Genomic DNA, 14331 nt, shown 5'->3' on the forward strand with positions numbered 1-14331 from the left:
GACAAATAAAACAACCTTTCTTTATAATTTAAATTAATTTCCTTCTTCAATTTTAAACCGGTTGATAGCTTAAAGATTGTTTGATCCCTGTCCTTCAGAGCGCAATGCAATGGAGCGAAGAATCTCAATGTAAGAGATTTCTCGTCCCTCGAAATGACAAGTAAAACAACCTTTCTTTATAATTTAAATTAACTACTTAGTTCCTTCTTCAATTTTAAACCGGTTGATAGCTTAAATGTTGTTTAATTTCTGTCATTCAGAGCGCAATGCAATGGAGCGAAGAATCTCTTTTTCAGAAAGATTTCTCCTCCCTCGAAATGACAAATAAAACAACCTTTCTTTATAATTTAAATTAATTTCCTTCTTCAATTTTAAACCGGTTGATAGCTTAAAGATTGTTTGATCCCCTGTCATTCAGAGCACAATGCAATGGAGCGAAGAATCTCTTTTTTAATAAGATTTCTCCTACGTCGAAATGACAAATTAAACAACCCTTCTTTTAATTTAAATTAATTTCCTTCTTCAATTTTAAACCGGTTGATAGCTAAATGTTGATTAATTTCTGTCATTCAGAGCGTAATGCAATGAAGCGAAGAATCTCAATTAAGAGATTTCTCCTGCGTCGAAATGACAAATAAACAACCCTTTATAATTTAAATTAATTTCTTTCTTAAAATTTAAACTGGGCTATTACTTAAATTCTCTCCAGTTCATCCGCATCAATCGTTGTTTTAAAAGTTCCGTAATTGACAATGACTTTATTTTTGGAAATCTTTTCAATCGTGCCCACACTGGTACTTCCGGTGATCCTTACACGTTGCCCTACTTTCATCCAAAGGGCCCGGTCGGTTTTACGTTTTTCTTCCAGCTTTTCATTGGTTTCCGCGATCTTTTCCTTCACATCTTCTTTTTTCAGCTGCTGGGTGATCTTTCTTCTGACGATTTGCAGGCGCTTGGTTTCATCTTTATCGGAACCTAGTTTTCTGAATTTTTCCTGCTCCAATAGCTTCACAAAATCTTTAACAACTTCTTTTCTGGATTTTCCTTTGGTATAGCTGTCGATAAAGCTCTCGATCTTGTTTCCGAACTGAAGTTTGCGGTGTTCCTCTTCGTACAGCTTCTGAAAGTTATATAGCTTTTGCTGAAGCTGATCATTTAATTTTTGTAGATTATCACGTTTATCATCAATGGAATCCCTTCTTTCCGCAAGGTCGGATTTTAGTTTTTCAACTTCAAATTTTTCCTGTTGGAGCTTTACGATAGTTTTGTCGAGGTTAACGATATCGTGTTCGACTTTCTTTTTAGCAGAATGAATGATAAATCTTGGAATTTTATTCTTTTCCGCTACTTCGAAAGTAAATGAACTTCCTGCCTGTCCCACTTCCAGCTTATACATGGGTTCCAGTGTTTCTTCATTGAAAAGCATGGCTGCATTTTCTGCGTTGGGAAGCTGTTCTACAACCAGTTTAATGTTGGTGTAATGGGTAGTGATAATGGCAAAACTTTTTTTATCATAGAAAAACTCCAGGAAACTTTCTGCTAAAGCTCCACCCAGTTCAGGATCTGAACCGGTACCGAATTCGTCAATCAATAGCAGAGTATCTTTATCTGCTTCACGGATAATTCCGGACATTTTCTTTAATCTCGATGAATAAGTCGAAAGATGATTTTCAATAGACTGATTATCACCGATGTCTGTCATGATTTTATCAAAGAAAAACATTTCGGATTTCGGATGTACAGGAACCAAAATTCCACTCTGAATCATCAGCTGAAGCAAGCCGACAGTTTTTAAAGTAATGGATTTTCCTCCCGCATTGGGACCGGAAATACAGATAATCCTGTTATGTTCCGTTAATGTAAGGGTTTGTGGAAATATGCTTTTGTTCTCTGCTTTATTTCTCAACCACAATAAAGGATGGTAAGCATCACGTAGTCTCAAGGTTTTATGGCGGTTGATTTTGGGTAATACACCATTGATCAGCTCTGCAAATTTGGCTTTTGCCCTCGTTAGGTCAAGATCAAAAATATAAACCTGATACCTCCACAGCTGAGGTTGGTATTCCGCTAATTCTCCTGTTAATTTCCTTAATATTTTGTCAATTTCTTTCTTTTCCTCTTCCTCATTCTCCCTAAGTTTAAAATAGTGTTTTACAACACTATCCGGCTGGATATAGGTAATAGAACCTGTTTTTGAAACTCCTAGAACCCTTCCCGGAACCCTCTTCTTAAATCCTGATTTTACAGCCAACACTCTCTGGTCTTCGATAATACTTTCCCGGATGTCATCCAGGAGATCATTTTGTCCGTAGGTGGTCAATGCCCTGTTAAAGTTTTCCTGTATTGCCTTTCTGGCATGCTGGATTTCTGTTCTTAATGTTTTTAAAACCGGAGAAGCTTCACTTTTCACTTCACCAAAGCGGTTAAAAACCTTGTCAACCTTATCAATGATTTCTTTTCTGAACTCTAAAACCGAAACCTCCTCTGTCAGAGTAGGAAATGTTTCAGGCATACTCGCGAAAAACTTCTGAAGTCTTCCTATCTGTTCTGTGATGGTTTTTATTTTAATGAAAGCATTATTTTCCAGACGGAAATTTTCAATCAGCATTAATTTTAATTCTTCTTCAATATCTTCATATTCATCAAAAGGAATGGCATTGGAACTTTCAAAACTGGTCAGATATTCCGAAGTTTTTTGTAAAGAAAGTTCTGCCTCGTCAATTTCCATCGGACGAAGTTGAAGAATTTTTTCTCTCGTTTTGGGAGAATATGCCAGAGGAGCGATTTCCGATAATAATCCCGGAAATTCTAACTCGTTTAAATCTTCTTTATTTATATACACAGTGCAAATTTAGTGAGAAAATGTGAATGTCATTATGAGACGGTTGGAAAATGAATGAATTTGAAATTTTATAAAGAATTTTGTGCGATATAACTTTAAATAATTCCGGATTGAGTACATTTGGAATATGAAACTAGAAACCGAAAGATTAATTTTAAAAGAGATCAATGAAAGCCATGTGGACGATATTTTACGGATCCGAAGCAACGATTTTATCAATAAGTTTGTGGATAGAATTTCGCCACAAAGCAATTATGAAGCGCTGGATTTTATTCTGACCATTAAAAGAAAAGCTGAAAACAGGGAAACAGTTTATTTAGGGATCTCTTACAAGGATCAGCCTACTGTCATCGGAACTATTTGCTTATGGAATTTTTCTGAAGATGGGAAAACTGCGGAAGTAGGATATGAGCTTTTACCTGAATACCATAGACAGGGAATAATGTCGGAAGCACTGAACTCTGTTTTAAATTATGGGTTTGATGAGCTGAATTTACAGGAGATTTTGGCATTTACCCATAGAGATAATGAGAGTTCAAAAGCACTTCTGCTGAAATATGGATTTATTTGGGAAGAAGATAAGAAAGATGAGGAGGTGCCGGCAAATTTAGTTTTTAGTTTGAAGAAATAAGCTTTTGTGTAAACAAACTGGCTGATAGTTGTAATTGTCATTTCGACGTAGGAGAAATTTTTGTAAGAAAGAGATTCTTCATTCCACTTCGTTTCATTCTGAATGACACGAGTACTTCAGATATTTCCAAAATTAGAACTCAACTTTAATACATTTGGCTGATATTTGTAATTGTCATTTCGACGGAGGAGAAATCTTTCTGAAAAATAGATTCTTCATTCCACTACGTTCCATTCTGAATGACACGAATACTTCAGATATTTCCAAAATCAGAATTCAACTTCAATACATTTGGCTGATAGTCGTAATTGTCATTTCGAGGAAGGCGAAATCTTTGTAAGAAAGAGATTCTTCATTCCACTTCGTTCCATTCTGAATGACAGGGTTTCTTTAGGTATTTCCCAAATATTCAACTTCAATACATTTGGCTGATAGTTGTACTTGTCATTTCGACGTAGGAGAAATCTTTCTGAAAAATAGATTCTTCATTCCACTTCGTTCCATTCTGAATGACAGCGGTTTCTTTAGATATTTCCAAAATATTCAACTGCAATACACTTGGCTGATAGTCGTAATTGTCATTTCGACGGAGGAGAAATCTTCCGGAAAAAAAGATTCTTCATTCCACTTCGTTTCATTCTGAATGACAGGGGTTTCTTTTAGATATCTCAGTAAGTCAATACAAAATGTTTAAAACAAATCTAATCCAAATCTAACCCAATAATATTAGAGAAATCTCTTATTTGGGATAAAATTTGAATATTATGTATATTTGAAGTGAGAGATATTTAAAGATGTTATGTGATTCCGGTGAAGGAGAAATTTAGAAAGAAAGATTTTTCATTCACTTAGTTCTATTCTGAATGACAAAACGCTTTAATAAATCTTAATGAATTTAAACCCAATAGCAAAATATAATGACCTGGACAGAAGTTTTAGCTCCCATTAAAAATACAGACTATTTTACCAATCTTTGGAAAAAAGTAAAACAGGAATATGCAGCTACCAAGGTATTTCCACCCAAAAATCAGATTTTCAGGGCTTTGGAATTAACAGCTTTCGATGATATCCAAGTTGTGATCATAGGTCAGGACCCTTATCATAATGACTATCAGGCTAACGGATTATGCTTTTCTGTGTCTGAACAGGTAGCTGCACCGCCGTCATTACAGAATATTTTTATTGAGCTTAAAGATGACCTTGGAATAGAAAGAACTTCAAAAGAGCTCGATGATTGGGCAAAGCAGGGAGTTTTAATGCTAAATGCTACGTTAACGGTCCGGGCTCATTCCCCGAATTCCCATAAGGATTTAGGATGGGAAACGTTTACGGATTACATCATTAAGGAAATCTCGGATAAAAAAGAGAATGTAGTTTTTGTGCTGTGGGGAGCATTTGCGCAGAAAAAAGCCGAACTGATCGATCCGGCTAAACATTTTATTATTAAATCGGCGCACCCTTCACCTTTTTCCGTACACCGGGGATTCTTCGGGAGCAAGCCTTTTTCCAGAATTAATGAATACCTCGTTTCCAAAGGGAAGAAGCCTATTTCATGGTAGAATTCTGAGGATCTTCTTTTTTAATCGTGATACCGATACGGTATTTCCCCTGTAAGGTTTTGGTGGTTTCTACCGAAGTTGGATATGGAGTTACTTCTACCAGAGAGATCGTATAACGGTTGAAGTTGGAGGCTTGATGATAGTTTCTTTGAGCATTTTCCAGCGTGGCAAGCTGTAAGGTCATAGGTCTTGTAGCAACTCCCATTACTTCAACATTGGCAACCGCTACTCCGGCCCATATACAATTGGCGCCTTCAGGACAACGGCTGTCTTCAGAAATCCCTTTGAAGGTAACATTCATTTTATATTCGTCAAGGAATTTATTTTCACCTTCATTGAGGTAGATGATATTGGCTTCCTTAGGCTGGGACTGAGATTTCAGGCTGGAAGAATTGCTGGCTGAAACCTGAGAGACTGTTTTCTTTTTTTCTTTCTGTGCATTGCAGTTGGCTAAAGAAAATAAAGCTAAGCTGAATATGATGGCTTTATGTAACATAATCAATTGTTTTATAAAATGTTGAACATATTTAATACTACTACCAAAAACATTGCCACACCGGTTACAAAGCTGAATCCTGTTCCGTAAAGAAAGCCTATAAATGCTCCCTTCGTGGATTTGAGCGCTTTGTTCATGTCCTTACTGTCATGAAGAAGTTCCCCGATAAATACACCGGCAAACATTCCGATTAAAAAGCCTAAGGGGATAGGAAGAAACATCCCTACAATAGTCCCTATCACAGAGCCGATGCTTCCCCAGCGGGTTCCACCATATTTTTTATTGGTTTGTGCGGGAATTACATAATTAAGAACAGCAGATGCGAGCGTAAGGATTCCGAATATCCACAAATAAATAACGGGCAGATCCGCATCTGTTCCGTATTTATAGATAAGAAGTCCCGCAAAGCTCACGATCAGTCCGGGTAATACCGGAAGGAAAGTTCCCAAAATCCCGATGACCAATAACACAATACAAAGTATATTGATTAATAGCGTTGAATCCATAGCTTTAAATATGGATGCAAGATATAAAAAAGAATTGTTTAAAATAGAAACAGACTTTACTACCGGCTTAGCTTATTCAAAGTTATTGGTAAAATATCAGCCTGAAAGAATTCTCATTTTAATCTTTTACTATCAAATAATAATTTTAATTTTAAAATAATAATAGGTAAGATTTATTATTTTGTAAATTTGTTTTTGTGAATGACCAATTAAAAGAAACAAAAAACTTCTTGCAGGAATACAGCGAGCAATTGTATATCTACATCAGCCAGATATCACCATCCGGCTTTGAATGGATATTTCATATTATTGTTAAGTTTCTGCTGCTTATTGCTATCTTTCTGGTCATTGATTTTTTTCTTAAGTTTTGTATCAACGGTGTTTTCAGCCTTTTTAAAAATGAAGAGAAATATCCTGTTTTAAAATCCATTTATCATTCAAAGATCACGAATTCTGTTGCCCATTTGGTAGCCCTTACTATTGTGGGAAGTATTCATGATTCTATTTTTTCAGGAGCTTTGAAAGCTACTACCATTTTTATTGTAAGATCAGTGAACCTTGGATTTGTACTGATTGTAGCCGGAATGGGTCTCAGGTCTTTAAAAGCATTTGAATATTACAATTTTATTAAGAAAGATTTTTATAAAAACTTTGCGCTGAGAAGCATATCAGCTACCATTAAGATTATTGGAACCTTTATTTTTGCCATCCTCAGTATAGCAGTTATTTTTGGGATTAAAGGAACAACCATTATCGGAAGTCTCAGTGCGATTACAGCAGTGATGGTGTTGGTCTTCCGTGATACTATTCTCGGTTTTATAACCAGCTTAAATGTAGCAACCTCCAAAAACCTTAAAGTAGGGGACTGGATTGGGATTCCCAAATACGGACTGGAAGGGACGATAGAGGATATCAGTCTCCTGACCACTAAAATTCAGAACTTTGATAAAACCGTTTCCACCATTCCTACGTATGACCTGATGAGTACGGAAATCAAGAACATACAGGTAATGTCGGAAAGCAATACCCGAAGAATTAAAAAATCGATTATCTTTAATATCAATTCCTTTAAATTTCTGGATGAAGAGCTTCTGAACAGCTTAATGGAAATAAATCTGCTGAAGAATTATCTTTTGAAAAAGCAGACGGAATTAAAAAATTACAGAAAGAGCATAGATCATGCCGACAAAATGATCAATGGAAAACAGCTTACTAATATCGGGGCTTTCCGGAAATATACTCTTGAATATCTTAAACATAATAAAAATATAGATCAGACCGGAACCGTTTTGGTTCGCCAGATGGAAATTACCCCACAGGGAATGCCACTGGAAATTTACTGTTTTACCAATGACTCCAAATGGGAGAATTTTGAACAGATCCAGTCTGATATATTTGACCATTTACTTGTAGCCTCTAAAGAATTTGAGCTGGAGATCATGCAGGTAAGCATTGGAGTATAAAAAAACAGAAATTACAGATAGAAATGACAAAATTAAGTGTCAACATTAACAAAATCGCGACGTTAAGAAATGCCAGAGGAGGAGATACACCAAGTGTGACAGAAGCCGCAATTAAAATTCAGGAATTCGGAGGACAGGGGATTACTATCCACCCAAGGCCTGATGAAAGACATATTACCCGGAAAGATGTTTATGATCTTAAGCCATTAATTACTACAGAATTTAATATAGAAGGAAATCCTCACCGCCCGTTTATCGATATGGTGCTCGAAGTAAAGCCTGAGCAGGTAACTTTAGTTCCCGATGCGGATGACGCTATTACTTCCAATGCAGGCTGGGACACCAAAAAGCATCTGAGCTTTTTAACGGAGATTATTTCGGAATTTAAAAATGCAGGAATCCGTACTTCAATTTTTCTTGATCCCCATCCTGAGCTGGTGGAATATGCTGCTAAAACAGGGGCGGACAGAATAGAATTATATACAGAAGCTTATGCTAAAAATTATACCGTTAATAAAGAGCAGGCTATAAAACCCTATTATGATACAGCAGTCGTAGCAGCTGATTTCGGATTAGGCTTAAATGCCGGACATGATCTGAGCCTGGAAAACTTAAAATATTTTGCAGATGAAATTCCTAACCTTTTAGAGGTTTCAATAGGACATGCTTTGGTTTCTGAAGCGCTATACATGGGATTGGAAAATACGGTTCAGGCTTATCTGAAAAGATTGGCACAATGGTAAATTCAACAGCATCTAAGTAGTAAAGCAGAACATATGGAAATTTTACATTCAAAAATATTTGGCGAAAACCTTACCAATACCCCGCTTTTAGTATTTCATGGATTATTCGGAATGCTGGACAACTGGGGAAGCTTCGGAAAAGATTTGGGAGAACTGCTTCCCGTGCATCTGCTGGATCTGAGAAATCACGGAAGAAGTTTTCATTCGGAAAATATGTCCCATGATGATCTGGCAGATGATATTGCCAACTATATGGCTCATTATGGAATAGAAAAAGCCCATGTATTGGGACATTCTTTAGGAGGTAAGGCCGTTATGCAGTTTGCCATCAAGTATCCTGAAAAAGTAGATAAGCTTATTGTAGTGGATATTTCTCCTAAGGCTTACCCTCCGCACCATCAGGGGGTGATTAAGGCATTGGAAAGTGTTGATTTCAATACCGTCAATTCAAGAAGCGAAGTGGAAGCTGTTTTAAATCAGTATATTCCCGACAAGCCAACTATTCAGTTTCTTACCAAGAATTTATACTGGGATGATAATAAGAAGCTGAACTGGAGATTTAATCTTAAAACCTTATCGGAAAAGTATACGGAATTTGTATCTAACGCCATTAAATTTGGTGTATTTGAAGGAGATACCCTGTTTATTTCCGGTGAAAAATCCAATTATATACTTCCCCAGGATGAATATGCCATCAAACAGCAGTTTCCTAAAGCGAAGATTATTACCGTGAAAAATGCAGCCCATTGGGTTCAGGCAGATAATCCGGTTGAATTTGCCAAAGTGGTGAAAGAATTTTTAGGTTTAAATTAATATTATAATACCGCGCTTTTATCTGATGACGGTTTTCTCTGAGATATTACTCAGAAAGATGAATATTGTGGACTAAATAAAAGTGAATTATGTCTGAAAAATTGCAAATTTGCATAACCTTAAAGAAAGGAATTACAAAGCATAGTTTCTTCATCAGCAAATAAGTTGGCAAGTCACCAATATTATTTATCTTTAGGGGGTAATATTGAATTAATTGAAGTTGTAATCAATAAGGGAAGTAATTGATGATATTTGTAACAGGAGCTACCGGTATTTTAGGAAGAATAATCACTTTGGAACTGCTGAAGAGGGGAAAAAGGGTACGTGCTTCCAAAAGACCTTCAAGCAATCTTCAGGAAGTAAAGCATTCCTATACTTTTTATACGGATAAGGCTGAAGAATATTTCAATGCGATAGAATGGGTAGACGTTGATTTTGATGATATTTTCTCTTTAGAAGCAGCTTTGGAAGGAGTGGATGAAGTCTATCATACCGCTGCAAAGGTAAGTTTTCATCCCCGAGATGAAAAAGAAATGTCCCATACCAATATCAGGGGAACTCAAAACCTTCTCTATGCCTGCGAAGGATCTGCCGTTAAAAAATTCCTGCATGTAAGCTCAGTAGCTGTTCTGGATGGCTTCAATGAAAAAGGGGAACTGGATGAAGACTCCGAGTTTAATCCCAAACTGGAGCATTCCGCCTATGCGATTTCCAAACATCTATCCGAGATGGAAGTCTGGAGGGCAGCAGGTGAGGGCTTAAAAACCATTATCATCAATCCCGGAATAATTATCGGAAGCGGAAACTGGAACCAAAGCAGTGGAGAGCTTTTTCATACCTTTGAAGATAACAGTTTTACCTTTTCGGGAGGATCGGCTTACGTAGACGTAAGAGATGTAGCCAACATTGCAATAGAGCTGATGGAAAAGAATATTTTTGATGAACGCTTTATCGTTGTATCAGAAAATGTAAGATATGAGAAGATCGGAAATCAGATCCGGAGAAAACTGGAACTGAAAGATGCCGCGATCCTTTCCAAAACAAAGCTCAATATCGGAAGAATAGCCAATATCCTTTTCGGTTGGCTGATCCCTAAGCTGAGAATGGTAACCCAATCCAATATAGAAGCGATTACTTCATTCAATACCATATCCAATCAGAAAATAACAGAACGTTTAGACTATCAATTCATACCGGTATCGGAAAGTATTGATTTTCATCTTAATAATTATATTAACGACAAAAAGCTGAAGAAATAAATGAATCTTGCAGAGGCAATTATCACCAAAAATGTAGAAAAACATCCTTTAAAATCAGCAATAGGTTTTAAGAAAAAGGAAGAATGGAAAGAGCTGAGCTGGAAAAAATTTGAAGAATTGATCTTTAAAACAGCGAATGCACTTAAAGAAGCCGGAGTTCAGGAAAATGATAAAGTCTCTATTTATTCCGATAACTCTGCGGAATGGATGATTTTTGACCTTGCTGCGATGTCGATAGGAGCGGTTACGGTGCCTATTTATTCTACAAATAATGCCGAGCAGGCCGAGTATATTCTTACCGATTCCGGATCCAAAGCTGTTTTGGTAGGGAATCAAATGCAGTATGATGCCTGTTATGAACTTTTGAATAAAGAAGGAAGTAACCTCGAACTGATCATTGTTACCAAAAAAGCGGTCTGGATAAAAAAAGAAAATACTTTTTACCTGGAAGATTTTATAGCTAAAGCTTCCTCCGAACTGGAAATCTGTCAGAGAGAAGATGATGATGTGGCAACATTGATCTATACCTCAGGAACAACAGGAACTCCGAAAGGTGTAATGCTTACTCATGGAAATTTTGTCAAGGCAATAGATGCCCACTTTGAGTTCTTTAAATTCAAAAAATTTGAAGAAGAGCTTTCAATGGCATTTTTACCGCTAAGTCACGTTTTTGAAAGAAGCTGGAGTTTACTCTGCCTTTATGGAGGCGCAAGAGTATACTTCCTGGAAGACCCGAAGAATATAGCTAAAGCGATGACGCAGGTAAAACCTACCATGATGTGTGCCGTTCCGAGATTCTTTCAGAAAATTTATGCAGGCGTAAATGAAATGGTGGAAGAAGGTCCTTCATTCAAAAAGAAAATTTTCAACTGGGCTTTACAGGTAGGAGAGCAGTCCGCAGAGCTGAGAAGAACGGAAAAACCGGTTCCATTGGGATTGAAAATTAAAAATTCGGTAGCTGACGCTTTGGTTTTTAATAAAATAAAAGAAAGAATGGGAGGGAGATTATGGTTCCTGCCTTGTGGAGGAGCTTCTCTGTCTCCGGAAGTTACCCGTTTCTTTGAATCCGCAGGAATCCATGTAACAGTAGGATACGGACTTACGGAAACTACTGCCACCCTTACCGTATTTCCTTTTACCCGTTTTGAGCACGGATCCAGTGGAGTTCCTTTACCAGGAGTGGAGATCAGAATCGGAAAAGATGATGAGATCCAGGCCAAAGGAAACGGAATCATGAAAGGATATTATAACCGTCCGGAAGATACCCAGGCCGTATTTACGGAAGACGGGTGGTTCAAAACAGGCGATGCAGGAAAATTCGATGATAAAGGAAACCTGATCATTACAGACAGGATCAAGGATCTGATGAAAACCTCCAACGGTAAATACATCGCACCCCAACAGATTGAAAATATCCTTACCAATAATAATTATATTCAGCAGATTACTTTAATCGCTGAAGGAAGACAGTTCGTTTCGGCTTTGATCGTTCCGAACTTTGAATTTTTAAGAGATTATCTTAAGAAAAACAATATTTCATTTACCAACTGGAGTGAAATTGTAAAAAAGGAAGAAATTATCAGTTTTTATAAACATAAAATAAAAGAGCTGCAGGTAGAGCTTTCCGATTTTGAGAAAGTGAAAAGATTCACATTAATGCCTTCGGAATTTGAAATCAATACCGGGGAAATTACGCCTACATTGAAAGTGAAAAGAAATGTAGTGCTGAAGAAATATGCAGATATTATTGAAAAAATGTATTAATACCTGTCATTGGAATGAAATGACGAATAATGCTTTTTAATTAAATTATGACGACACAGGAATTTTTAGGAAAAAAAGAATTTACTATCCATACACAGACGGTTTCCGAAAGCTGTCCTTCCAATATTGCCCTGATCAAATACTGGGGGAAATATGAAAATCAGATTCCGGCCAATCCGAGTATCAGCTATACCCTTAATCACTGTAAAACAAATACCAGTATGGAGTTTATAGCGGATGAAACCTTTTCCGTTCAGACATTTTTATCAGGAAATGAAGAAGTAAAATTCGCTGAAAAAATTGAAAAATATTTTAAAAATATAGAACCTTATTTACCCTGGATTTTAAAAGGGAAATACATTATCCGGACGGAAAATACCTTTCCTCACAGTTCGGGAATAGCGAGTTCGGCTTCCGGATTTGGTGCGATTGCCAAATGTCTTATGAAACTGGATGAGATATTTACAGGCGAAATTACAGAAGAACATTCTTTAAAGAAAGCCTCTTTCTTAGCCAGACTGGGAAGCGGAAGTGCCTGCAGAAGCCTTTATAACGGGCTGGTAGTTTGGGGAACGTCTGATGAGGTGGCGGGAAGTTCGGATCTGTATGCTGTAAAATATCCTGATTCTGAAATCCATGAGATATTCCGGGATTTTAATGATTGGGTTTTACTGATTCACGAAGGACAAAAAAGCGTTTCCTCAACCGTAGGACACGGTCTTATGAAAACAAATCCCTATGCCGAAAGAAGGTTCCAGGAAGCAAGAGAGAATTTTGTTCCTATGAAAGAAATTTTAAAAAGCGGAGATTTGCATCAGTTTATCAAATTAGTGGAACACGAAGCGTTAACCCTTCATGCTATGATGATGATGAGTGACCCTGCATTTATCCTAATGAAGACAGGAACACTGGAAGTCATCAACAAAATATGGGACTTCAGGAAAGAGACAGGTTTACCGTTATTCTTTACTTTGGATGCGGGAGCCAACGTTCATCTGCTGTTCCCTTCCGACAATTCTAAGGAAAAGATTACAACTTTTATAGAAAGAGAACTGCTCTTACACACACAGAAGAACGGAGTGGTAAAAGATATTATGAAATTCTGATAAAAATGTACTTGAGGACAGACAACTGTTAATCTTCTGTAACTACAGAATCTCTTTCTCCGTCTTCCTTTTTACCTTCTTCTATCATTTCTTCAGCTTCAGCTTTTTCTTGTGAATCTGCTGTTTCTATCTTTTCTGCCTGTGCATTATTATTAAGATCTATAAAGAAATCACAATAAACAGGAAGGTGATCGGAACCGAAATTTTCAAGCGTTGATAATTTTTTAATAAACATTTCTTTGCTGTGAAACATAAGATCTATTGGAAATCGGAAGATTTTATATTTTGCGTGAAAGGTGGATACAAAAGCACGACCTATTCTCGGATCAATAAGGTTGCTTGTTTTCCTGAATAAAATAGAGGATTTGGACCATGCTACATTATTAAAATCTCCCACGACAATTACAGGATCGGAAAGTTTTTTTACTCTTTTCGCAACACTGAGCAAATCGCCGTCTCTTTCTTTGGAAGTCTCTTCTTCCGTAGGGCTGGGCGGCGGAGGATGAACTCCGAAAAACACAAATGAAAAGCCATCTGAAGTTTCCAGATGAATTTCTATACTGGGGATATCGTCTGCCACAAAATAATGGGTGGTAGCACTTTTTATTTCCAGTTTGGAATAAAAATGCATTCCATAAGTATTTTCAAGGGTTACCTTATGTTGATAAGGATAGCTGTCTTCTAAAGAACGTAGGGCATTTTCCCAATTTTCATTACTTTCCATGGTAAGAACAATATCGGGATCGTATTTTTTAACCAGCCCTATAAATCTGTCATATTCCTTATTGAATTGATAGACATTCGCAGAAATAAAACTGATCTTTTTTGAAAACCGATCATGATTATAATCCTTTTTTACAGGATAAACAGGCGTATATTTTATAAGTGTAGCCCAGTGATATACAAATAATAAAACTAAAGCACTCTGTATATACGATACTTTTACAGGGGCGGAATTAATGAAAAACCCCAATATAAACGTAATTAAAATAAAATAAGTAATCTGAATCTTCCCAAATTCCGGAACCCTGAATATCCAATGAGGATGTTGTATCTTAGGAAGTATGGAGGAAGTTAATAAAGATATTGATAGAAATAAATATATATATTCCATTTTGCTGATTATAATAAATGTAAAATTAAATAATT

General features: G+C 36.7%; 12 protein-coding genes. 8 read left to right on the forward strand and 4 right to left on the reverse strand.

Going from position 1 to position 14331, the window contains the following annotated elements; translation table 11 throughout:
* Positions 1–694: 694 nt before the first annotated feature.
* Positions 695–2842, reverse strand: coding sequence for an endonuclease MutS2 (locus tag ABJ974_RS05090; protein ID WP_419870302.1), 2148 nt, complete (start codon positions 2840–2842; stop codon positions 695–697).
* Between the two features lie 127 nt (positions 2843–2969).
* Here ABJ974_RS05090 and ABJ974_RS05095 point away from each other — a divergent pair, with 127 nt between their 5' ends.
* Both ABJ974_RS05095 and ABJ974_RS05100 read left to right on the forward strand, forming a co-directional pair.
* A complete protein-coding gene (locus tag ABJ974_RS05095; protein WP_419870303.1) occupies positions 2970–3473 on the forward strand; it encodes a GNAT family N-acetyltransferase in 504 nt (167 codons plus the stop codon).
* Between the two features lie 917 nt (positions 3474–4390).
* The gene (locus tag ABJ974_RS05100; protein WP_419870304.1) at positions 4391–5032 is read left to right on the forward strand and encodes a uracil-DNA glycosylase; all 642 of its coding nucleotides are present in this window, start codon (positions 4391–4393) and stop codon (positions 5030–5032) included.
* On the opposite strand, the gene ABJ974_RS05105 is transcribed toward ABJ974_RS05100, so the two are convergent.
* Complete coding sequence (locus tag ABJ974_RS05105; RefSeq protein ID WP_419870305.1) at positions 5019–5528, reverse strand: hypothetical protein; 510 nt, start codon at positions 5526–5528, stop codon at positions 5019–5021. The genes ABJ974_RS05100 and ABJ974_RS05105 overlap by 14 nt on opposite strands.
* An 11-nt stretch (positions 5529–5539) precedes the next feature.
* The gene (locus tag ABJ974_RS05110; RefSeq protein ID WP_419870306.1) at positions 5540–6034 is read right to left on the reverse strand and encodes a DUF456 domain-containing protein; all 495 of its coding nucleotides are present in this window, start codon (positions 6032–6034) and stop codon (positions 5540–5542) included.
* 197 nt (positions 6035–6231) lie between these two features.
* On the opposite strand from ABJ974_RS05110, the gene ABJ974_RS05115 reads away from it, so the two are divergent.
* The 6 genes from ABJ974_RS05115 (at position 6232) to ABJ974_RS05140 (ending at position 13182) form a co-directional block, all read left to right on the forward strand.
* Entirely contained in the window at positions 6232–7497 is a 1266-nt protein-coding gene (locus ABJ974_RS05115; protein WP_419870307.1) for a mechanosensitive ion channel family protein, read from the forward strand.
* A gap of 23 nt (positions 7498–7520) precedes the next feature.
* Positions 7521–8240: a pyridoxine 5'-phosphate synthase gene (locus tag ABJ974_RS05120; RefSeq protein ID WP_419870308.1), complete on the forward strand. Its 720-nt coding sequence runs from the start codon at positions 7521–7523 to the stop codon at positions 8238–8240.
* 33 nt (positions 8241–8273) lie between these two features.
* Positions 8274–9053 carry an alpha/beta fold hydrolase gene (locus ABJ974_RS05125; protein ID WP_419870309.1) on the forward strand — a complete coding sequence of 260 codons (780 nt, stop codon included), beginning with the start codon at positions 8274–8276 and terminating at the stop codon, positions 9051–9053.
* Positions 9054–9298: 245 nt separating this feature from the next.
* Entirely contained in the window at positions 9299–10312 is a 1014-nt protein-coding gene (locus ABJ974_RS05130) for an NAD-dependent epimerase/dehydratase family protein (RefSeq protein WP_419870310.1), read from the forward strand.
* Entirely contained in the window at positions 10313–12076 is a 1764-nt protein-coding gene (locus ABJ974_RS05135; RefSeq protein WP_419870311.1) for an AMP-dependent synthetase/ligase, read from the forward strand.
* Between the two features lie 47 nt (positions 12077–12123).
* Positions 12124–13182 (forward strand): diphosphomevalonate decarboxylase, encoded by a 1059-nt coding sequence (locus ABJ974_RS05140; RefSeq protein ID WP_419870312.1) that lies wholly within the window; start codon positions 12124–12126, stop codon positions 13180–13182.
* 28 nt (positions 13183–13210) lie between these two features.
* Here ABJ974_RS05140 and ABJ974_RS05145 read toward each other — a convergent pair whose 3' ends face one another.
* Entirely contained in the window at positions 13211–14296 is a 1086-nt protein-coding gene (locus ABJ974_RS05145) for an endonuclease/exonuclease/phosphatase family protein (RefSeq protein WP_419870313.1), read from the reverse strand.
* Positions 14297–14331: the final 35 nt, after the last annotated feature.

Source organism: Chryseobacterium sp. CT-SW4, assembly GCF_048572715.1.
Lineage (GTDB): Bacteria > Bacteroidota > Bacteroidia > Flavobacteriales > Weeksellaceae > Chryseobacterium.

What these genes read in the sequence shown, in the direction of transcription:
- ABJ974_RS05105 (WP_419870305.1), bottom strand. Translation starts at nt 5,528, where the DNA reads ATGTTACATAAAGCCATCATATTCAGCTTAGCTTTATTTTCTTTAGCC.
- ABJ974_RS05125 (WP_419870309.1), top strand. Translation starts at nt 8,274, where the DNA reads ATGGAAATTTTACATTCAAAAATATTTGGCGAAAACCTTACCAATACC.
- ABJ974_RS05120 (WP_419870308.1), top strand. Translation starts at nt 7,521, where the DNA reads ATGACAAAATTAAGTGTCAACATTAACAAAATCGCGACGTTAAGAAAT.
- ABJ974_RS05135 (WP_419870311.1), top strand. Translation starts at nt 10,313, where the DNA reads ATGAATCTTGCAGAGGCAATTATCACCAAAAATGTAGAAAAACATCCT.
- ABJ974_RS05110 (WP_419870306.1), bottom strand. Translation starts at nt 6,034, where the DNA reads ATGGATTCAACGCTATTAATCAATATACTTTGTATTGTGTTATTGGTC.
- ABJ974_RS05100 (WP_419870304.1), top strand. Translation starts at nt 4,391, where the DNA reads ATGACCTGGACAGAAGTTTTAGCTCCCATTAAAAATACAGACTATTTT.
- ABJ974_RS05130 (WP_419870310.1), top strand. Translation starts at nt 9,299, where the DNA reads ATGATATTTGTAACAGGAGCTACCGGTATTTTAGGAAGAATAATCACT.
- ABJ974_RS05095 (WP_419870303.1), top strand. Translation starts at nt 2,970, where the DNA reads ATGAAACTAGAAACCGAAAGATTAATTTTAAAAGAGATCAATGAAAGC.
- ABJ974_RS05145 (WP_419870313.1), bottom strand. Translation starts at nt 14,296, where the DNA reads ATGGAATATATATATTTATTTCTATCAATATCTTTATTAACTTCCTCC.
- ABJ974_RS05140 (WP_419870312.1), top strand. Translation starts at nt 12,124, where the DNA reads ATGACGACACAGGAATTTTTAGGAAAAAAAGAATTTACTATCCATACA.